Below are 19802 nucleotides of genomic sequence, written 5' to 3'. Positions count from 1 at the left end.
GCAGCGATCCCTTGATCTTCGTCTCTTCGGCCTCCGTCGTGCTGCAGCGGGTCTTGTGAATCCTGTTGGTCTCGGTGATCGTGGATCCATGCAACCCGGGGAGGCAGTCCGATGTCGGTGATCGAGACGCGGCTGCAGCAAGCCGGGATCGTGCTTCCGGGACCTGCCCAGCCGCCACCGGGATTCGAGTTCTCGTTCGCCTGGGTCCGGGTCCGCGGCAGCCGGGTCCTGGTCTCGGGCCACTCGCCACAGCGACCTGACGGGACTTTCCCGGGACCGTTCGGCAAGGTCCCGAGCGAGGTGTCGATCGAAGACGCTTCGGCCGCAGCGCGCGCGACGCTCGGCCCGATCCTGGCCAGCGTCCAGCGGGCAATCGGCGATCTTGATCGGATCTCCGCCTGGCTGTCGGTGACCGGCATGGTCAACGCCGATGCGGGCTATCCGCAGACCACCAACGCGATCAACGGATTCTCCACGGCCGTCCTGGAGATCTTCGGGGCCGAGGTCGGAACCCACGCCCGGACCGCTGTCGGGCATTCCGCGCTTCCGCTCAACAACGCAGTGGTGATCGGCGCGGAGCTCGAGATCGACGCCAAGATGGTTCCATGACCCCGCTCACCGGATCGATGACCCAGGCACCCGGCTTCTCCCGTACGCGACTGGGCAACGCCGTCATCACCACTGTCTACGACGGCGCATTGCCCATACTCGCGACATCGATGCACGACGAGGACCCGGAGCGGATCAGAGAACTGCTCGCCGACGAGTGTCTGCCGCCCGACGGTGAGGCCCTGACCGCCGTCAACACCTTTCTCTTCGAGTCCGGCGGACGGTTGGTGTTGGTCGACGCCGGCGTCGGGACCGCGTTCGGCCCAGGCACCGGACACCTGATGGCCAATCTCGAAGCCGCCGGTGTCCACCCGGCCGATGTCGATGACATCCTGATCACGCATCTGCACGCAGACCATGTCTACGGCGTGCTTGCGCCCGGCGGAACCCCGGCCTTCCCGCGGGCGATCGTCCGCGCAGCTACCCTGGAAGCCGATTTCTGGCTGGATCCGCAGGCCTGTCCAGAGATCAACGTCGGCCCTCCGCAGACCCACCAGCGCGCCGTCGAGGCATTGGCTCCCTATCGCGCGTCCGGCCGATTCCAGACCTTCGCCTACGGCGAGCAGCCGGTGCCGGGAATCACGGCCGTCGACCTGCACGGCCACACTCCTGGCCATGCCGGCTATTTGCTCGACGCCGGCGCCACCGGGGTGTTGTTCTGGGGTGACATGGTGCACAACTATGCGGTGCAGTTGCCGGCTCCGCATGTCGTCGTCTCCATGGACAACGACCGGTCCACCGCGCACCGGACCCGCGCCCGCGCACTCGACGAGATCCATCGCAACGGTTGGGTAGCCGGCGGAACGCATCTGCCGTTCCCGGGCCTGGGTCGGGTCCAGGTCGGTCATGCCGGCGGGTTCCGCTGGGTGCCGGCGCCGTACCGTCCGGTCTAGGCTGCAATCCCGAGCAATCATCACTCGCCTGGCGCACGGGGCTGCGCAAATCACCTGATACCGGTGGCGTTCGAACAAGCCTGGGGCCATTCTCGAGCCTTAGCGTGGGTGTCCCAACATCCAGACAGATCCATAGGGGGCAATGTGCCGGACGGTTCGCAACTCAAGGTCGCCATCGTCGGTCTTGAGTTCGGCGCAGAGTTCATCCCGATCTACCAAGCACATCCGGACGCCGAGCTGTACGCGATCTGCCAGCGCTCGGCTGATCATCTGGATGAGGTCGGTGACCGCTTCGGCGTCCCGGTCCGGTATCGCAGCATCGCCGATCTGCTGGCCGATCCGGTGATCGACATCGTGCACATCAACACCCCGCTGCAGAACCACGCCGATCACGTCGTCGCCGCGCTGCGGGCCGGCAAACACGTAGGCTGCACCATCCCGATGGGCACCAGCGTCGAGGACTGTCGCCGGATCGTCGAGACCCAGCGCGAGACAGGCCTGACCTACATGATGATGGAGACCGTCATCTACTCGCGTGAGTTCCTGTTCGTCCAGGATCTCTACCGGACCGGCCAGTTGGGCCGGCTGCAGTTCCTGCGGTCCTCCCATCAGCAGGACATGACCGGATGGCCGTCCTACTGGGACGGGATGCCACCGATGCTCAACGCGACGCACGCCATCTCGCCGGTGCTGGCCCTCGGGAACTTTCAGGCGGAGTCGGTGCAGTGCGTGGGGTCCGGCTCGGTGTTCGACCGGATGAAGACGGCGTATGACTCCCCCTTCTCGGTGGAGAGCGCGCACATCCGGCTGAAGGACACCGACATCGCGGCCGAGGTCACTCGAAGCCTGTGGGCGGTCGCGCGGGAGTATCGCGAGAGCTTCGATGCTTACGGCTCGATCCGGGCCTTCGAGTGGGAGCAGACGCACGGCGATCGACACGTCCTCTATCTCGGTGAGGAGCCGGAGCGGATCGACATCCCGGACTATGCGGGCCGCCTCCCGGAGCCGATCCGATCATTCACCCAGGCCGGCGTCTACACCGACGAAGGCGATGCCGCCCATCGCTCCTTCATCCAGGGCGGCGGCCACGGCGGCTCGCATCCGCATCTGGTCGAAGCGCTGCTGGCCGCTGTGCGCGGCGAGCGTCAGGCCTATCCGGACGCGGTGCGAGCCGCGAACATCACCTGCACCGGAATCCTGGCGCACCAGTCGGCACTCCAGGGCGGCGAGCGCATCCCGCTCCCGGACTGGACCATAACCGAGGACGACGAACCGCTGTTGATCGATCTTGACCAGAATGTCGAGCCGCCGTGGGCCGGTCTCCAACCGGACCAGGAAGGAACGACACCGTGAACCTGATCGGACTCAGCTCCTTCGTGCTGGCCGCGCCGTTCACCGAGGAATCGCTGCCGCTGCTCAAGGATGCACGGACATACGGCTACGACCTGGTCGAGGTGTCGATCGCCGACCTCGGATCGATCGACCCGCAACGGCTCAAGGCAGCCGCCAGGGACTGTGGCCTGGCGTTGCGGATCGCCGGCGACTTCGGCCCGGAACGCAATATCTCCTCCGACGACGCGCGGGTGCGGTCGACCGGCCTGGATTACCTGCTCGGCTGCCTGGAGTTCGCGGCTGCCGCCGGTGCCGATGTGGTGGCCGGACCGATGTATTCAGCGGTCGGCAGTCACGGCCTACTGGACCCGGCGGCGCGGCGGCAACGGCTGGCCTGGGCGGCCGAGAACCTCGCGATCGCGGCCGACCGAGCCGCGACCCTGGATCTGCGGCTGGCGCTCGAACCGCTCAACCGCTTCGAAAACAACCTGATCAACACGGTCGACCAGGGCCTGGAGCTCTGCGATGCGGTCGGCAGTGGCCGGGTCGGACTGGCCCTGGACACCTTCCATATGAACATCGAGGAGAAGGGCATGGCCACCGCGATCCGTGCGGCCGGGCCCAGGATCTTCAGCTTTCAGGCATCGGAGAACGACCGCGGCACACCCGGCAGCGGCCATGTGCCCTGGCCCGCTGTCTTCGGCGCGCTCCGCGCGGCGGACTACGCGGGCCCGGTCATCGTCGAATCCTTCCGCAGTGACTCGATCCCGCTGGTGAACGCCCTCGCGCTGTGGCGGCCGGTCGCCGAGTCGATGGAGGAGCTGGCGCGGCAATCCCTGGACTTCGTACGCGATCAGCTGCGCCGATCCGATCGCGCATCGACTGCCGATCACGTGTCCGAGAAAGAGTGAACAACCCTATGACCGACCAGCCGACAGCCGACGCGATCGACGATCCTGACCTGGTGCTCGGCATCATGCGCTTCGGCACCGCTACCGACGAGCAGACGGCCTTCACCTTGCTGGACGCCTACCTGGACGCCGGCGGCGTCTGGCTCGACACTGCCGATTGCTACTCCTACTGGGCCGACCCGGAGGGCCGGTCGGGGCAGAGCGAGGCGGTCCTCGGACGTTGGCTGAGCGCTCGTCCCGGTGCCCGGGACAGGATCCGGATCGCGACCAAGGTCGGCTGCGTCCCAGTGCCCCGGTCGGTGAATCCGGCCGGAACCGAGGGCCTGTCGGCGGAGGTGATCGAGGCCGGGATCACCGGGAGTCTGGCACGGATGCGAACTGATCATGTCGATCTCTACTGGGCCCATCGGGACGATCTCGCCGTCCCGCAGGAGGAGACCGTCGGCAGTTTCCTCGGCCTGATCGCCGACGGCCGGATCTCCCGCTGGGGCTACTCAAATGCCGCGTTGTGGAGGTTCGAGCGAGCCCGCGGCATCGCCCTGTCTGCCGGTGGCACGCCACCGACCGCGATGCAGCTGCGGTATTCCTATCTGCAACCGCGGCCTTTCGTCCGCGATCACATCCATGATCATCGCTACGGCTGGGTGACCGATGAGACGCTGAATTACGCCAGCTGCAATCCGGGCACCGGCATCTGGGCGTATTCGTCGCTGCTCAACGGCGCGTACGACCGCTCGGACAAGCCGATCAACGCGGCGTACGACCATCCCGGGAACACTCGGCGGCTCGCCGTCCTCGAGCGGCTGGCCAAGGAGCTAGGACTGAGCCGGACCGAGTTGGTGATCGCCTGGATGTCCAACTCCCGGCCCAAGGTCGCCCCGATCGCCGGTGTGAGCACCCTGGAGCAGTTGGAGGAGGCGCTGCGCGGAAGTCGCCTCCGGTTGCCCGAGGACGTCATGGCCCAGCTCGACGAGCCATGGTGAGCGCCGTTCTGGTGTCCGGCGGCGGGCGCTACGCCGACCGGTGGCATGACTACGCCGCCACCTCGGCCGAGTTGGCCGGACTGCTTTCCGAGGCTGGTGTCCAGACGGCGATCATGGACGACGTCGACGCCGCGTTGGCCGGACTCGACCAGGGCACCGACTTGTTGATCGTCAATGCCGGCGAGTGCGCAGATCCGGATCACGGAGATCCGGCACCGGCGGCTCGGCAGCGTCTGCGGCGATATCTGGCGAGTCGTCGTCCCGTGCTTGCGCTGCACTCGGCGGCGTCCGCCTTCACCGACGTACCGGAGTGGGAGGCGGCGATCGGGGCGCGCTGGATTCCCGGCACCACCTGGCACCCCGAGCACGGCCCGGCCACGATCGAGGTGCGCACGGGGCATCCGATCGTCGACGGTGCGGATGACTTCGTGATCGTCGACGAGCGGTACACCGACCTGAGAGTCGCCGACTGGGTGGATGCGTCGGCCCTCCATCGGCTGGACGGTGTGGTCCATCCTCTGATCTGGGCGGCAGAAGCCGACGGTCGGCGCGTCGTCTACGACGCGCTCGGGCACGACGTGCACTCGATCCGGACGCCGGACCACCGCGCATTCCTGGAACGAGCGGTGCGGTGGCTGACAACCTGACGGCGGAGTGAAGGGTGAGGGGTCCGACATGCTGAGCCGCTCGGAGAGCTTCCAGCACCGGGATGAGTTGCTGGCCCGACTCGCTCCGCCTATCCAGTTCAACGAGCTCTTCGACTACCTGCGCGGCGTGCACTTCTTCGCCAAGAACACAGCAGGGGAGATCCTGTTCGCCTCCGTCGGGCTGGCGCGGCTGTATGGCTTCGACTCTGAGACCGAGTTCATCGGGTGCACCGACTTCGACGTCCTCCCGGTCGGTCTGGCCCGCAAGTTCCGCCGTGACGACGTGGAAGTCATGACGACCGGTCGTCGGCTGCTCGGTATCGTCGAGTTGTTTCCCAATCCGCAAGGCATTCCCGATTGGTATCTGACCAACAAGCTTCCGCTGCGGGACGCCGACGGCACCGTGCTCGGCCTGATGGGATCGATCCAGACCCACCGCGACGCAACCGAGCAGGCGCATCCTCCGTTCGGGATCGACATCGCCGTGAGCCGGATGCGCGAGAACCCGAGCGAGAATCTCTCCATCCGCGAGCTGGCCGCCCTCTGTTCGATGTCGGTCCGGCAGTTCGAGATCAGATTCAAAGAGGTTTACCGTCTTTCGCCGCACCAGTTCCGCATCCGGCTGCGGGTGATGAATGCCTGCGAGAACCTGCGCAATACCGACCTGCCGATCGCCGATGTCGCGACCGTGGCCGGCTTCTACGACCAAAGCGCACTGGCCCGGCACTTCGAGGCTGTTATGGGCTACAGCCCGCGGCAGTACCGCAGACGCTTCACGCTCGGCTGACCCTCGCTGAGTCTTGTAACGGTCAGCCTGCCCGGCGTGCGCATTCTTCCTCTTGTGGGAAGCAAACGACCAAGCGTCCCGCGTACGGCCTTGACTAGTTTCGGAGCAAAGCGCGAGCTCCACGACTCAATCAGGGGAAAGACATCATGACTCACAGGCGAGCATATTCCGCGGCATTGGCGGTCCTGGCCAGCGCCGCCATCGCTCTTTCGCTCATCGGCTGTTCCTCAGACAATTCGTCCGGGAGTGGCGGGACCACGACCCTCACCTATTTCGCGTGGGACACCAAACCGTTGATGCAACCGTTGATGGATGAGTTCGAGAAGGAAAACCCGACCATCAAGATCGACTATTCGTTCGCGCCACCACAGGAGCAGTACAACGCGACGCTGCAGAAGCGCATCCTGTCGGGAACCGCAGCGGATGTTTACATGATCGACGGCGAGAACCGGACCGCGCTGATCGACAACCACGACGTCACCGACCTGACCGACAAGCCGTTCATGAAGAACATCCAGAACGGCGGGCACGGCAACGGCTACGACGCCAACGGTCACGTCTACGGCATGAATGTCTCGTCGTGGGGCAACGGTCTGGTCATCAACATGAAACTTGCCAAGGAGGCAGGCATGACTGAGCCGCCCAAGACCTGGGCGGAGTTGCTGCAGCTGTGCCAGAAGTTCAAGGACATGGGCGTGACCCCGGTCGAGGAGGCCCTGAACGGGAACGTCTCGCCGATCCTGGCCGCTCTGGTCGGCGCGGAATTCGCCCAGGAGGGCGGCGACCCCGACGCCGCCATCTTCAGTGGCAAGAGCACCTTCGCCGCCCAATGGACCAAGCCGCTGCAGACCTACAACGAGCTGTACCAGCACGGGTACGCGACCAAGGCCAGTGTCTCCATCGACCCCTCCGAGATGGTGAACGAATTCGCCAACGGCAAGGTCGCCATGATCGTCACAGGACCGGAGCAGGTAGCACCGATCCACGCTGCCGCGCCGGATCTCAAATTCGAGTACATGGCGGTGCCCGGTCCGGACGGCGGGCAGTTCTACGCCGGCTCCGCCTCCGCGTCGTACGCCATCAACCCGAAGGCCAAAGAGCCGGATGCCGCGGCCAAGTGGCTGGCATTCCTGTCCAGCGCGGAGGGCGCGAAGATGTACAACAAGCAGCTCAACGCGATCACGACCACGACCAACTTCAAGCCGACGGTCGATCCGTCGATCCAAACCATGGCTGACGGTATCCGCGCCGGCCACATCTACTGGCCGGTGATCGGCTGGAAGCGGGACCAGCAAGCGCTGTCGAACACGCTCGTCGCCGAGCAGCAGCAGCTGGCGCTCGGCCAGTTGTCACCGGCGCAGGTCGCAGCCGGCCTGGACGCGAAACTGAAGCAGCTCGGCTGATCGGCGATGACAGCCGCAACTGACGTGATCACCAACGTTGACGGCACTCCGGCCCGCGGTTCCGACGCCCGCGGGCCGGTGCGTCGGCTGCCCTGGCGAAGTAGCGCATCATCGGTGATCATCTACGGACCGATCATCGCGGTGCTGGTGGTGCTGTTCCTGATACCGCTGGGCCAATCCATCTATTACAGCTTCACCGACTTCAACGGGTATTCGACCACCGCGAAGTTCGTCGGCCTGAAGAACTATGCGAGTGTCTTCGCCGATCCGTCGCTGCGGGCAGCGCTGTTCTTCACGATCGTGTACACCTTCGCCACCGTGATCATCGTGACGATCGTCGCGATCCCGCTGGCGGTGATCTTGGACCAGAAGTTCCGCGGCCGCAACTTCGTCAGATCGATGCTCTTCTTCCCGGCCATTCCGAGCGTCGCCATTCTCGGCCTGGTATGGAGTTTCATCCTGTCTCCGCTGGCATCGGGAATGCTGAATGCGATCTTGCACGCGCTCTTCGGGTTGGCCCCGGTCCCGTGGCTGTCGGATCCGTTGCTCGCCCGTGGCTCGGTGATCTTCGTCGCCGTCTGGGCCCAGGCCGGGTGGCACGCGGTCCTGTATCTGGCCTACCTGCAGTCGATACCTCGCGACTACTACGAGGCGGCCATGATCGACGGTGCGTCGACCCGCCAACAGTTCTTTTACATCACGTTGCCGCTCCTGATGCCGGCTATGTTGATCAGCCAGGTGCTGCTGACCACCGCGGGCCTGAAGGTCTACGACCTGCCGTTCACCCTGACCAAGGGTGGCCCCGGTTACGTAACTTTCACGATCACCCAGGGGATCCTGCAGAACGGACTGACGCTGGGCCAGGTCGGTCAGGCCTCGGCGCTATCCGTACTGTTCATGGTTTTCGTTATCGCTGTCCTGGTCACTCAGATGGTTCTGTCGCGACGTGCCGAGGGACGGGTGCTATGAAGAGATCCCGTCGACGCAGTGTCGTACTGAGCATCGTCATGATTGCGGTTGCGTGCCTGGTAGGGCTGCCGTTCTATTACATAGTCGTCAATACGCTGAAAACACCGGAGCAGAGCGGGCGATCGCCACTCGGCCTGCCGACCAAGCTCTACACCGAGAACTACACAGGCGTTTTCCACACGATCCCGATCGTGCAGAGCTTTCTGAACACGGTATATGTCACGGCGGCAGCCGTAGCCCTCATGCTCTTGATCGGTTCCTTGGCGGCGTTCGGCATGGTGCTCAGTAAAGCGCGGCTGACCCGCTTACTGGGAGCGGCATTGCTGATCGGGTTCGTGGTGCCATTCCAGACCACGCTCATTCCGCTTTACCAGGACCTGGCGAAAGCTCATCTGGTGGACTCGCTGAACGGTCTCATAGTGATTTATGCCGCCGGAGCGATCTTCTGCTATTTCCTCATCCAAGGCTATATGAGGACGATTCCGAACGAGATCATCGAGGCAGCACGGATAGACGGAGCAGGACCGTTTCGGATCTACTGGAGCATCATGTTGCCGCTGATCCGCCCGATCTTGGTCACCGTTGGCGTCTTCCAGACGATGTGGGTCTGGAATGACTTCCTGACGCCGCAGGTCTTCATCAGCTCTCCCACGAAGAGCACTCTGGTACTTCAGGTCTACACGGCAGTAGGCGAGTTCGCGGTCAATTGGCCGCTCTTCATGACGATGACCGTCATTGTGCTGGTGCCCATGGTCATTTTCTTCCTTCTGATGCAGCGGCATATCGTCAGCGGACTGGTCAGCGGTGGCGTGAAGGTCTGACCTTGCCCGACGACGGCTACGCCCCTCGGTCGCGTCCTCGGCTGCGGCTGCCACCTAGTGCCGGTGCGACGGAGATCACATCGAGATTTCCTAATCAGGACATGTCCAAATCGGACACACTCATGCTAATGTCTGACACGTCAGATGATCTGAGCGGCTGGGACAGCGCTTCGTCTGGAGCTGGGTATGGCCGCGCGGCTGCGCGTCGGGTGCTTCGCAGCGCCGTACCCGTGGTACTCGTGTGGGCCGCCCGAACGGAGAATTCGGGGGAATTCGTCGGGCGGCCCGCCGAACCCGCCAGCCATCGGCTGGCGACCTGAACTCTCGCGTCCCAACATGCGGCTCCCGCGACCTCATCGGCGCCGGGGGAACGCCCGTAGTCGCGGGAACCTTAACCTTGGGTTACCCGACCGGGTTGCCGGTACTCAGCCCGAACTCAGCCCAAGGACTCAAAGACCGGGCCCCTGCGCGCCGTGGCAGGTCTCGATCTCCTCACCGCCCGCCGGATCGTGGACGAGGATCTGGGCCGGTTCGGTGAGCAGCGCCATGATCCTTGCCGCGTGGATGGCCTCGTCCCGGGTTTGGTACGGACCTTTGAACAGCGCGCCGACTCGGACCACACGCCAAAGTCCGTCCTGCGGCATGACGTGGAATCGGGCAAGTGACACGGGTGAATCTCCGGCGACGGGTTGAGACGGTTGGGACATCCATCATCGTTCCAAGCCCGGAACTCCGTGGGCGCGCTGCGAGACTCGTGCCCAAAGTCCCTAAGTGCTCAGCATCACAAACCCTCTGCGGCCAGAGCGGCATCCACGGCGTCGGCGATCTCGTCGTCGGTCTTGCCGTCCTCTCGTAGTCTGGTGAACAATCTGACCAGGTCGAGGTCGGTCTTCTCGTAGCGATCGGTCCAGTCCTCCTGGTCCATCCGCCAGTATCCGCACGTGGTGTAGCGGCTGGAGGGTGCGTGCAGCTCATGGCGCAGATGGCGTCGTGCCAGCCGCGCCGGTGTCGCCTCGGCAGCAACCCAGACGTGAGTGCCGGGGGCCGGGTCGGCCTCGGCCACGACGAGGTCCAGGACCCGGCTCGGCCTCGGTGTCCCGTAGCCGGCCACGTGCCAGTTGACACTGATCCGTGGGTCGGTGGGGAGCTCGATCATGTCGGCCGGGGTCGGGACCTCGAGCCACACCTCGGCGCTGCAATCGGGTCCAAGGGTCTGGAGGATCCGTCCCACCGCAGGAAGCGCGGGCAGATCGCCGAAGAGCTGCACGCGGTGGTCGTCCGGGTCGGGGCGGTAGCGGGCGTGCGGTGCCGACAGCCCGACCACCGCACCCGGTCGTACGTGTCGCGCCCAGTCGGCCGCGATGCCGCGCGTGTGCAGCGCGAATTCGACGACGACCTGGCTGGTCAGGGGGTCGTGACGCCGGACCGTGTAGGTGCGGCTCGGTGCCTCTCCGTCCGGATAATCCCAGCCCTTGTCCGTCACCACCGGGAGCGGCGGCTTCGTGTCGCCAGGGCGGGGAAGGATCACAGAGATCGACTCGTCCGGGGAGCCGGTACTGGAGAAGTTTCGCAGGTCTTCGCCGCCGAAGCTCACCCTGACCAGGCGCGGGCCGAGCCACTGCACCTTGATGACGCGGGCGTGGAAGAAGTCAGTCACAGCGATTCCCCGAGCAGGGGGGTGGATGTCGGTGACGGCCGCGTCGGGGCGGGTGTCATGCCTGGTTCTTCGTGCAGATCGAGGAGACGACGTCCAGCAGGGCGGACGCGATGCCATAGCTGGCAGGGAAGAACAGATCGGTCGTGTAGACACGGCCGGCCTTCACCGCCGGAAGGCTGGTGAAGAGCGACTGCTTCTTCAGCAGCGGCACGCTCGCAGTGTTGGTGATGATGATGTCGGTCTTGGCCAGCTTGGCCAGCTGTTCGAGCGAGTACTGGACGTAGCCGCTGGTCTGCGTGCCACCGGCGCCGAGCCGGACACCGGCGTGGGCCAGTACCTTCCCGTGCGAGGAGTTCGCGCTGTAGAGATCCCAGACGCCCTTGCTGCAGTCGATCAGGTCCCAGGTAGTCCGGGAGAGGACATCGGCATAGTTGGACTTGATCATCGCCGCCTTGGCGTTGTACTTGCCCTGCAAGGATTTCAGCTGTGCCGTCCTGCCCAGTGCGGCGGCCGTGTTGGCAGCGAGATCCGGCCAGTTGCCGGCCGCCTGTTCCCAGGTGAACAGGGCGGTAGGGGCGATGGCCTCGAGCTTGGCATACGGGGCTCGCTGCTGTTTGGCGTCCGCCCAATCGTCGCCGATGATCAGGTCCGGTCGCAGCGAGGCGATCTCTTCCAGTTGGAGATCGGTGCCGTTGTCGATCTTGGGAACACCCTTGAGGGCGGTGTCATACGCCGGGAAGCTCGGTACATACGTCGTGCGGCCGACGGGCGTGATGCCGAGGTCGAGCAGGGTGCACACCTCCGGGAAGTCGACGGGGACGATGCGGTGCGGATCAGCCGGCACCTGGACAGCACCATGGATGGTCTGCACCTGCCGGTCGCCCGAGGTCTTGCCCGACGTTGCGCTGGACGCTTTGCCGCCGGAGCAGGCCGCCAAGCCGAGGACCGTCGCGGTCGCGAGGCCGCTGGTCAGAAGCCCACGACGGGTCAGACTGGTGGGAGTCATTCGGCATCCTTCATCTGGGTGTTGATCTTGGGAGTGTTGATCTTGGAGGTGCTGGTGTCGATCGGAGTGACGCTGCCGTGCCGGTCTGCCCGATTGCGGCGATGGATCGGCACGATCAAGGGGGTGTTGCTCTGCGGGTCGTCGATGACCTCGCACGGCAGCCCGAAGACCTCCTCGACCAGGCCGGCGGTCACGATGTCGGCCGGCGGACCCTGGGCGATGATCGCTCCCGCCTTCATCGCGATCAGATGGGTGGCGTATCGGCAGGCGTGGTTGAGGTCGTGCAGGACGGCGACGAGGGTGTAGCCCTGCTGCTCGTGGAGGTCGGCACAGAGGTCGAGGACGTCGATCTGGTAGGCGATGTCGAGGAAGGTGATCGGCTCGTCGAGCAGCAGGATGTCGGTCTGTTGGGCGAGTGCCATCGCCACCCAGACCCGCTGCCGTTGGCCGCCCGACAGTTCGTCCACGAAGCGATCCGCGAGCTCGCGGGTTCCGGTGGCCTCAAGCGCTTCCGTCACGATGCGTTCGTCGTCCCGCGACCATTGGCGGAGCAGCCTCTGGTGGGGATATCGGCCACGGGCGACGAGGTCGGCGACGGTGATGCCGTCGGGAGCGATCGGCGACTGGGGGAGCAGGCCCAGGCGACGCGCGACCTCCTTGGAGGGCAGCGATGTGATCGCTTTACCGTCCAGGTATGCGGCACCCGCGGTCGGCTTGATCATGCGAGACAGCGCACGCAGCAGGGTGGACTTGCCACAACCGTTCGCGCCGACGATGACGGTGAAGGAACGGTCAGGGACGACCACGTCCAGGTCGCTGCTGATCACCCGGTCGTCGTAGGCCAGGGTCAGGCCGTGCGCGTTCAGCCGGGACGCCACCGAGGGCCGCAGCCCGCTCTGGTCTGCTGCGCGATCGGTGTCGGCCGGGTCTTCTGCCGGAATGTCGGCTCGGGTGTCGGCTCGGATCTCGGCATTGGTCATGATCGTCCTGCTCTCAGTTCGTGGGCCAGGAGCCAGCAGAGGTAGCCGCCACCGATGACCCCGGTCATCACACCGACCGGCAATGCCGTCGACGGGATCACCCGTTGGGCGCCGAAATCGCTGGCAGACAACAGGAACGCGCCCATCACCGCCGCAGGTGTGATCAGTGGCCCGGAGGTCCGGATCAATCGCCGGCACAGTTGCGGCGAGGCCAGGGCGACGAAGCCGATCGGCCCGGCGGCGGCCGTCGCGGCGGCCGCGAGTGCCGTCCCGGTGATGATCAGCACCAGCCGGGTGCGCTCGACCGGGACGCCGAGCCCCTTGGCCGCATCGTCGCCCAACTCCATCCAGCTCAGGGCGCGGCCGACATAGACCGTGATCGGCGTCAGGATGATCAACGTGACCGCCAACGGGGTGACCACGTTCCAGCCGACTGCATTCAGGCTGCCGATCAACCAGACCTGCGCGTTCAGCGCGTCGTACAGACTGGCCCGGGTCAGCAGATAGGACGTGACCGAGGCGAGCATGGCACCGATGCCGATTCCGACGAGAATCAGCCGGTAGCCGGCGATCCTGCCCCGCCTGAGCGACAGGAGATACACCAGCATCGCCGTGATCAGACCGCCGATGATGGCGGCAACCGCGATGGCGAACTGGCCGCCGTGAAAGACCAGGATCTCCAGCACCGCTGCGGACGCGGCGCCACTGGTGAAACCGACGATGTCCGGGCTGCCGAGCGGATTGCGCGACAGGCTCTGGAAGACCGACCCGCTCATGCCGAGGGCCGCTCCGATCAGCAGTGCAGCGACCAGCCGAGGCAGTCGTAGAGTGATCACGATGAACGACTCCGCCCCGGAGCCGCGACCGACAAGGCTGTTGATCACCCCGCCGAGCGAGACCGGGTAGTCACCGGTGGTCAGGCTGAGAGCAGCGATGATCACGACCGCGACGCCGATGCCGCCGCAGACGATCAGCGTCCGGGGCTGCCAGCGCACCGAGATCGCGTCATGGCGGCTGCGGAACACCCGGCCGCGTAGGACCCCGCCAACAACGGAATCTTGTGTCCTACCGCCATCGGCTCGGTCCCTGGTGTCGATGCTGGTCACAGTTCGGGGATCCTTCGACGGCGGACGAGGGCGATGAAGACCGGTGCTCCGACGAACGCTGTGATGATGCCGACCTGGATCTCGCCGGGGCGGGCGACGATCCGTCCGAGGATGTCCGCCCCGATCAGCAGGATCGGGCCGAGCACCATCGAATACGGGAGCAGCCAGCGATGGTCGGGACCGGTGATCACTCGGGCGATGTGGGGGATGGTGAGCCCGACGAACCCGATCGGCCCGACGGCAGCGGTGGCAGCCCCGCACAACAGGGTGACCGCGAGCGCACCGAGGATGCGGGTGCGGTTGATGTTGCTCCCCAGCGCCTTGGCAGTCTCGTCGCCGAGCGCCAGCGCATTCAGCGACCCGGAGAGGCCGAGGGTGAGGGCGGCTCCCGCGACCAGGAACGGGAGCACCTGCCAGAGCACTGACCCGTTCACCCCGGAGAGCGAGCCGACACCCCAGAAGCGGAACTGGTCGAAGACATCCGGATTCAGCAGGGTCACGAAGGAGATCACGGCGCCGAGTACCGCGCTGACGGCGGTTCCCGCCAGGGCCAGTCGGACCGGGGTCGGCCCGGAGCGTCCGCGGGAGCCGAGGAGATAGACGATCACCGAGGCGAGTCCCGCGCCGATGAAGGCGAACCACACATAGGCCGTGAGGTCGGCGAACCGCCAGATCCAGATGGCGATCACGACTGCGACGGACGCGCCGATGTTCACCCCGAGGATGCCGGGGTCGGCGAGCGGATTACGGGTGAGGGCCTGCATCAGCACGCCGGCCATGCCCAGTGCGGCTCCGACCCCGATCCCCAGCAGCGTCCGCGGTAGCCGGAGGTCGAGGACCACGATTCCGTTGTCGGTCCGGTTGCCCTGGAAGAGGGCGTGCACCACGTCTGTCATGGGGATCGGTTTCGCGCCGACCCCGATGCTCAGCACCACGATCAGCGCCAACACCGCGACGGCCGCCAGCAGGCCGAGTGAGCGGAGCGCCGTCACGCTCTTCCGAACGCGTCGGGTCGGCTCCCCGGCGGGGGTCGTCGCCGGCTCTAGCCGGGCGCTCGCGGTGCTCATCGGTCCATCTCGCTTCCTCGTCCTCGACTGATGGCCGCAAGGAAGCAGGCTGAATAAGCTTAGCCTTGCCTAACTAGGCTAGAGACGATCAAGCCGGGCCAGCAAGCCCGGAATCCGCCAATCTGTGTTCTGTTCGCGCCGCCGGGACGGCTATCCGCCATCCTGACCAGAGTCGTACGCGGCCGGGAACGTTGGTACGGGCTGAGGCGGGCGTCCGAAGTAGCTGGCCGGGGTATGGCCGGTCACCCGGCGGAAAGCCGCGACGAACGCGCTCGGGGTGGCGTAGCCGACGAGCCTGGCCACCCGGCTCACCGGCTCACCCTGCGCGAGTTGCCCGACGGCGGCCTGCAACCGCGCATGCACCCGCCACTGGTTGAAGGTCAGCCCGGTCTCGGAGGAGAAGACCCGCAGCAGGGTCCGCGCGCTCGAGCCGACCGCCCGGGCCAGCTCGTCGAGACTGCGCTGGTCGGTCGGATCGGCCAGCAGCTGATCGGCGACATCCCGGGCCCGCCGGTCGGTCGGCAATGGCAGCGCGATGGTGGCCTGGCTTGCCGGCCTGAGGTCGGACAACAGCAATGCCTCGGCATGCCCGCGGGCGGTCTGGTCCGGGTCGCCGGCCAGGAACTCGATCAGTTGGGCGGCGAGCGGAGATACCGCAACGACAGTCGGTTCGGCCCAATCCAGGGCACACCCGTCCGGTTCGACGTACGCGCTCTGCATGACGGTGTTCCGCAGGGCCGCCGTGGCATGCCAGGTGCCGGCCGGAATCCACAGACCGAGCGTGGTCGGCAGCACCCAGTACCGGTTGGTGACGTCAACAGTCAGGACGCCGGTCCGCGCCCAGGCGAGTTGGTGGACGGAATGGACGTGGCGGTTGAAGGCCTCGCCGCGCAGCATGTCGAATCGTTCGACGCCGATCGCGCTCATCGAACCCCTGCGCCTCCTCTCGTCCCGGCGACTGACGGCCATACGTCTGTTACACGACACTTCTTGGCGCGCTACTGCCTTCCCGACATAAGTAAGGTACGCCTAACGTAGCCGGGTGTCCTCGTCCGTCTTGACCACTGAGCGCCGAGAGTCGCTCCAGGCACGGAGTCCTCTTGCTGCCGGGTCGGCTCGCAGCCTGCTGTGGGGAGCGCTGCGGACCCGCCGCCGGGACCTGATCGTGGCATCGACCCTTTACAGCACCCACCAGTTGGGCGAATCGCTGGTCCCGGTGATCATCGGCAGCGCCATCAGCCACGCTGTCGATCATGGATCCGGCCGTTCGATCGCGCTCTGGTTGATCATTCTGGCGGCCGACTTCGGCTTCCTGTCGCTGTCGTACCGGTTCGGCGCGCGGGCCAGCATGCGGGCCAAACAGCACACCGGTCACCGGGTACGCCTCTGGCTCGCCGAACGGGTGCTGCGGCCGGGCGGCGGTGTCGGTCTTGCCCCTGGCGACCTGCTGAGCCGCGCCGCCAGTGACGCCAACCGGGTCGGTGCGTATGCGGGCATGCTCGCAACCGCCATCGCGGCCGTCGTCGTTTTGTGTGCGTCGACGATCATGCTGCTGCGGTTCTCGGTCGTCCTCGCCGTGATCATCGTCGTGGGCACCATCGCGCTGCTGGTGGTCCAGTCGGTCGTCTCGCGGTTGGTCCGCCGTCGCAGCACGACGGAGCAGGCCCGGCGGGCGCGGGCGACGACGTTTGCCGAGGATGTCATCCACGGACTCCGGGTGTTGCAGGGCATCGGGGCCCAGCGCAACGCGGCCGACCAGTACCGCCGGGTCAGCCAGTCCTCGGCCCGCGCCTCGCTGCACGTGGTCTCCGCCCAGGCCACGCTGACCGCCGTCGGCACCGCACTGACCGGCCTCTATCTGGCCTTGATCACCGGTGCGGGCGGTTGGCTCGCGCTCACCGGCCGGCTCGGCCTCGGCGGCCTGATCTCGGCTCTCGGCCTGGCCGCGTTCGTGATCGGTCCGATGCAGGTCGCGTCCGGCGCGAGTGCCGCGTACGCCCAGGCGCTCGCCTCTGCCGAGCGCATCCGCGAGGTGCTGATCATGGATCCTGCGGTCGTCGACCCCGTACGCGAGCCGGGCTCCTGGACCGCGGCACCGAACAGCGGCGGCAGCCTCGAATTCAGCGAGGTCGATCTCGGCCGCGACCTCCGGCTGACTGCGGGGATCCCGCCGGGCCTGATGACCGGAATCGTCTGCGGCGACCCCGCGCTCGCGGTCCGCATCGCCGACCTGCTCGCCCGGGAATCCGATCCGGTCGGCGGGACCATCGAACTGGACTGCCGCCCTCTCACCGCGATCCCGCTTGCGGAGCTACGGGGGCGGCTGCTGGTCGGTCATCACGACACCGCCGTGCTGCCGGGCAGCATCGCCGACAACCTGGCCAGGATCGCGACTGATGGCCCAGCCGTCACCAGGGCCGCCCAGGCGGCATTCGCCGACCAGGTCATCGACGCCGTGCCACGAGGTGCCGACACGCAGGTCGGTGATCGGGGCGAGACGCTCTCCGGCGGGCAGCGCCAGCGGGTCGCGCTCGCCTGCCTCCTGGCCGCGGACGCCCCGACCCTGGTACTCCACGATCCGACGACGGCCGTCGATGCCGCGACCGAGGACGCGATCGCCGCACGGGTCCGGGACCTGCGTAGGCATCACACCACCCTGGTGATCACCAGCAGTCCGGCCTGGCTGTCCCGGTGCGACCGGGTGATCTTCCTCGGACCGAGCGGCTGCCGGGCCGGAGCGCATCACGACCTGCTGGCCGATCGCGGCTACCGGGATCTGGTCGCACGATGACCGCAACCCTCGAGCCTCGGCATCAGGAACCGCTGGCCGGTCTGCTGCCGATCGCCACCGGTCGGCGGATCGCCACCTACGTTCGCGGGCTGATCCGGGACCGGTGGCCGCTGATGATCATCACCGTGGTGGTGATGATCATCGCCAGCCTGCTCGGGCTCGCCGGACCGGTGGCCATCGGATGGATCACCCAGGCCATCGCCGACCGGCGGCACCCGAGCGCCGTCGTAGCGCCGATGATCTTGTTGGCGGGCGCCGCCGTCGCCTCGGCCGTTGTCGCCTGGTTGTCGGAGGTGCTGCTCGCGCGACTGGTGCTTCCGGCCGTCGCCCGGCTGCGCGAGGAGGCCGTCTCGGCTGCCGTCGAACTGCCCATCGACACTGTGGAAGCGGCCGGCACCGGCGACCTGGTCTCGCGGGTGTCGGGTGACGTCGACCTGGTCTCCGACGCCGCGTCGGGAGCGCTGGGCAGCTTCGTCGGCGCCGCGCTGTCCATCCTCACCACCCTGGCCGGCCTGGCCACTCTCGACTGGCGGTTCGCCCTCGCCGGCCTGCTCGCCGTCCCGATCCAGGCCCACACGCTGCGTTGGTATCTGCGTAACTCCCGGCCGGTCTACGCCGCCGGGCGGATCGCCGACGGGCGTCGCGCATCCGCCCTGCTCACCGGATTCGGATCACTGACGACGTTGCGTGCCCTACGTCTCGGCGACTGGCAGCGCGACCGGATCGAAGCCGCGTCGGCCGACTCGATGGCGTACGAATTCCGTGCGACCCGGATCGCCACCCGGTTCTTCGGCCGGCTCAACCTCGCCGAGTTCGTCGGCCTGGGCGCGATCCTGCTGGTCGCCTTCCTGCTCGTGCGCGAGGACCTGGCCTCGATCGGGGCCGCAACCGCGGCCGCGCTGTTCTTCGCACGGCTCTTCGATCCGATCAATACGGTGCTTGGTGTCTTCGACAGCATCCAGCAAGCGGGCGCGGGTCTGGCCCGGCTGATCGGTGTCGCCGACCAGCGGCGTCGGGCCGGGCTGCCCGGGCACCCCGCGTCGACCGGCCCCGGAGGGCTACTCGTGGCCGATCACCTCCGGTTCGCCTACGGCGACGGGCCGGACGCGGTCCGCGACGTCGGGCTGCGGCTGGAACCGGGTCGTACGGTCGCCGTGGTGGGGACGACCGGGTCCGGGAAGTCGACGGTGGCCTCTCTGCTGGCAGGCATCCGCGAGCCGCGGTCCGGAACGGTCGAATACAACGGCGTCGGACTGGAGCGGCTCGACCTGCCGCAACAGGTCATCGCTCTGGTCACCCAGGAGACGCATGTCTTCGCCGGCTCGGTCGCGGACAATCTCCGACTGGCGGTGCCGGAGGCGTCCGATCACCAGCTGCGGCAGGCGCTCGACGCGGTCGGGGCCACAGCGTGGGTCGAAGCGATGGCCGACGGGATCGACACCGCCGTCGGTGGTGGCGGAGTTGCGCTGACCGCCAGCCAGGCGCAGCAGATGGCGCTGGCACGGGTGCTGCTCCTCGACCCGCCGGTGGTGATCCTGGACGAGGCCACTGCCGAGGCGGGTAGTGACGCCGCTCGGGCCCTCGACCGGGCGGCCGCGGCGATCACCAGAGGCAGATCGGCGGTGGTGGTCGCCCACCGGCTCAGCCAGGTCCGCGGCGCCGACCTGATCATCGTGATGGCTGACGGTCGGATCGCCGCCTCCGGCACCCACGAGGAACTGCTCCTCAGGTCCGACGAGTACGCCGATCTCTGGGCGGGCTGGTCCGGAACGAGATCTTTCAGCACCGGTCGCCAGCCCGGCGCAGATCTGGATTAGTCTGCCCTAACTTAGTCTTACCT

General features: G+C 66.7%; 19 protein-coding genes. 12 read left to right on the top strand and 7 right to left on the bottom strand.

Annotated elements, in window-relative coordinates; translation table 11 throughout:
* Nucleotides 1-111 precede the first annotated feature (111 nt).
* The 10 genes from IEY07_RS16905 (at nucleotide 112) to IEY07_RS16860 (ending at nucleotide 9355) form a co-directional block, all read left to right on the top strand.
* Complete coding sequence (locus IEY07_RS16905; protein ID WP_188896578.1) at nucleotides 112-609, top strand: RidA family protein; 498 nt, start codon at nucleotides 112-114, stop codon at nucleotides 607-609.
* Nucleotides 606-1502 carry an MBL fold metallo-hydrolase gene (locus IEY07_RS16900; protein WP_188896577.1) on the top strand — a complete coding sequence of 299 codons (897 nt, stop codon included), beginning with the start codon at nucleotides 606-608 and terminating at the stop codon, nucleotides 1500-1502. The genes IEY07_RS16905 and IEY07_RS16900 overlap by 4 nt, the downstream gene beginning before the upstream one ends.
* Before the next feature lie 144 nt (nucleotides 1503-1646).
* Entirely contained in the window at nucleotides 1647-2855 is a 1209-nt protein-coding gene (locus IEY07_RS16895; RefSeq protein WP_188896576.1) for a Gfo/Idh/MocA family protein, read from the top strand.
* Complete coding sequence (locus IEY07_RS16890) at nucleotides 2852-3745, top strand: sugar phosphate isomerase/epimerase family protein (protein ID WP_188896575.1); 894 nt, start codon at nucleotides 2852-2854, stop codon at nucleotides 3743-3745. The genes IEY07_RS16895 and IEY07_RS16890 overlap by 4 nt, the downstream gene beginning before the upstream one ends.
* Nucleotides 3746-3753: 8 nt before the next feature.
* Nucleotides 3754-4728 carry an aldo/keto reductase gene (locus tag IEY07_RS16885; protein ID WP_188896574.1) on the top strand — a complete coding sequence of 325 codons (975 nt, stop codon included), beginning with the start codon at nucleotides 3754-3756 and terminating at the stop codon, nucleotides 4726-4728.
* Nucleotides 4725-5375, top strand: coding sequence for a ThuA domain-containing protein (locus tag IEY07_RS16880; protein WP_188896573.1), 651 nt, complete (start codon nucleotides 4725-4727; stop codon nucleotides 5373-5375). The genes IEY07_RS16885 and IEY07_RS16880 overlap by 4 nt, the downstream gene beginning before the upstream one ends.
* 28 nt (nucleotides 5376-5403) lie before the next feature.
* A complete protein-coding gene (locus tag IEY07_RS16875; protein WP_188896572.1) occupies nucleotides 5404-6162 on the top strand; it encodes an AraC family transcriptional regulator in 759 nt (252 codons plus the stop codon).
* A 146-nt stretch (nucleotides 6163-6308) separates the two neighbouring features.
* On the top strand, nucleotides 6309-7565 hold the full coding sequence (locus tag IEY07_RS16870; RefSeq protein WP_268239237.1) for an ABC transporter substrate-binding protein: 1257 nt from the start codon (nucleotides 6309-6311) through the stop codon (nucleotides 7563-7565).
* Between the two features lie 6 nt (nucleotides 7566-7571).
* Nucleotides 7572-8534: a carbohydrate ABC transporter permease gene (locus IEY07_RS16865; RefSeq protein WP_188896570.1), complete on the top strand. Its 963-nt coding sequence runs from the start codon at nucleotides 7572-7574 to the stop codon at nucleotides 8532-8534.
* Complete coding sequence (locus tag IEY07_RS16860; protein WP_188896569.1) at nucleotides 8531-9355, top strand: carbohydrate ABC transporter permease; 825 nt, start codon at nucleotides 8531-8533, stop codon at nucleotides 9353-9355. Before IEY07_RS16865 ends, IEY07_RS16860 begins: the two co-directional genes overlap by 4 nt.
* Before the next feature lie 449 nt (nucleotides 9356-9804).
* Here IEY07_RS16860 and IEY07_RS16855 read toward each other — a convergent pair whose 3' ends face one another.
* The 7 genes from IEY07_RS16855 to IEY07_RS16825 form a co-directional block, all read right to left on the bottom strand.
* Nucleotides 9805-10023 (bottom strand): DUF2188 domain-containing protein, encoded by a 219-nt coding sequence (locus IEY07_RS16855; protein WP_188896568.1) that lies wholly within the window; start codon nucleotides 10021-10023, stop codon nucleotides 9805-9807.
* 113 nt (nucleotides 10024-10136) lie between these two features.
* On the bottom strand, nucleotides 10137-11012 hold the full coding sequence (locus tag IEY07_RS16850) for a siderophore-interacting protein (RefSeq protein WP_188896567.1): 876 nt from the start codon (nucleotides 11010-11012) through the stop codon (nucleotides 10137-10139).
* A 55-nt stretch (nucleotides 11013-11067) separates the two neighbouring features.
* On the bottom strand, nucleotides 11068-12018 hold the full coding sequence (locus tag IEY07_RS16845) for an ABC transporter substrate-binding protein (RefSeq protein WP_188896566.1): 951 nt from the start codon (nucleotides 12016-12018) through the stop codon (nucleotides 11068-11070).
* The gene (locus IEY07_RS16840) at nucleotides 12015-12998 is read right to left on the bottom strand and encodes an ABC transporter ATP-binding protein (RefSeq protein WP_188896565.1); all 984 of its coding nucleotides are present in this window, start codon (nucleotides 12996-12998) and stop codon (nucleotides 12015-12017) included. Before IEY07_RS16840 ends, IEY07_RS16845 begins: the two co-directional genes overlap by 4 nt.
* On the bottom strand, nucleotides 12995-14104 hold the full coding sequence (locus tag IEY07_RS16835; protein ID WP_229670200.1) for a FecCD family ABC transporter permease: 1110 nt from the start codon (nucleotides 14102-14104) through the stop codon (nucleotides 12995-12997). Before IEY07_RS16835 ends, IEY07_RS16840 begins: the two co-directional genes overlap by 4 nt.
* Entirely contained in the window at nucleotides 14101-15171 is a 1071-nt protein-coding gene (locus tag IEY07_RS16830; protein ID WP_188896564.1) for a FecCD family ABC transporter permease, read from the bottom strand. The genes IEY07_RS16835 and IEY07_RS16830 overlap by 4 nt, the downstream gene beginning before the upstream one ends.
* Before the next feature lie 150 nt (nucleotides 15172-15321).
* The gene (locus tag IEY07_RS16825; RefSeq protein ID WP_229670199.1) at nucleotides 15322-16098 is read right to left on the bottom strand and encodes a helix-turn-helix domain-containing protein; all 777 of its coding nucleotides are present in this window, start codon (nucleotides 16096-16098) and stop codon (nucleotides 15322-15324) included.
* Nucleotides 16099-16213: 115 nt separating this feature from the next.
* Here IEY07_RS16825 and IEY07_RS16820 point away from each other — a divergent pair, with 115 nt between their 5' ends.
* Together IEY07_RS16820 and IEY07_RS16815 are read left to right on the top strand one after the other, a co-directional pair.
* A complete protein-coding gene (locus IEY07_RS16820) occupies nucleotides 16214-17962 on the top strand; it encodes an ABC transporter transmembrane domain-containing protein (protein ID WP_188896563.1) in 1749 nt (582 codons plus the stop codon).
* Nucleotides 17959-19779 (top strand): ABC transporter ATP-binding protein, encoded by a 1821-nt coding sequence (locus IEY07_RS16815; protein ID WP_188896562.1) that lies wholly within the window; start codon nucleotides 17959-17961, stop codon nucleotides 19777-19779. The genes IEY07_RS16820 and IEY07_RS16815 overlap by 4 nt, the downstream gene beginning before the upstream one ends.
* Nucleotides 19780-19802 lie beyond the last annotated feature (23 nt).

It is taken from the genome of Microlunatus endophyticus, assembly GCF_014646195.1.
GTDB classification, from domain to species: domain Bacteria; phylum Actinomycetota; class Actinomycetes; order Propionibacteriales; family Propionibacteriaceae; genus Microlunatus; species Microlunatus endophyticus.
The sequence above is the reverse complement of the archived record's forward strand: the minus strand, read 5'-3'. Positions and strand labels throughout refer to the sequence as shown.

Bases quoted from the DNA above. Each gene is read 5' to 3' on its own strand.
- IEY07_RS16905 (WP_188896578.1), top strand. From the start codon at position 112: ATGTCGGTGATCGAGACGCGGCTGCAGCAAGCCGGGATCGTGCTTCCG.
- IEY07_RS16900 (WP_188896577.1), top strand. From the start codon at position 606: ATGACCCCGCTCACCGGATCGATGACCCAGGCACCCGGCTTCTCCCGT.
- IEY07_RS16885 (WP_188896574.1), top strand. From the start codon at position 3,754: ATGACCGACCAGCCGACAGCCGACGCGATCGACGATCCTGACCTGGTG.
- IEY07_RS16875 (WP_188896572.1), top strand. From the start codon at position 5,404: ATGCTGAGCCGCTCGGAGAGCTTCCAGCACCGGGATGAGTTGCTGGCC.
- IEY07_RS16870 (WP_268239237.1), top strand. From the start codon at position 6,309: ATGACTCACAGGCGAGCATATTCCGCGGCATTGGCGGTCCTGGCCAGC.
- IEY07_RS16865 (WP_188896570.1), top strand. From the start codon at position 7,572: ATGACAGCCGCAACTGACGTGATCACCAACGTTGACGGCACTCCGGCC.
- IEY07_RS16860 (WP_188896569.1), top strand. From the start codon at position 8,531: ATGAAGAGATCCCGTCGACGCAGTGTCGTACTGAGCATCGTCATGATT.
- IEY07_RS16845 (WP_188896566.1), bottom strand. From the start codon at position 12,018: ATGACTCCCACCAGTCTGACCCGTCGTGGGCTTCTGACCAGCGGCCTC.
- IEY07_RS16840 (WP_188896565.1), bottom strand. From the start codon at position 12,998: ATGACCAATGCCGAGATCCGAGCCGACACCCGAGCCGACATTCCGGCA.
- IEY07_RS16830 (WP_188896564.1), bottom strand. From the start codon at position 15,171: ATGAGCACCGCGAGCGCCCGGCTAGAGCCGGCGACGACCCCCGCCGGG.
- IEY07_RS16825 (WP_229670199.1), bottom strand. From the start codon at position 16,098: ATGAGCGCGATCGGCGTCGAACGATTCGACATGCTGCGCGGCGAGGCC.
- IEY07_RS16815 (WP_188896562.1), top strand. From the start codon at position 17,959: ATGACCGCAACCCTCGAGCCTCGGCATCAGGAACCGCTGGCCGGTCTG.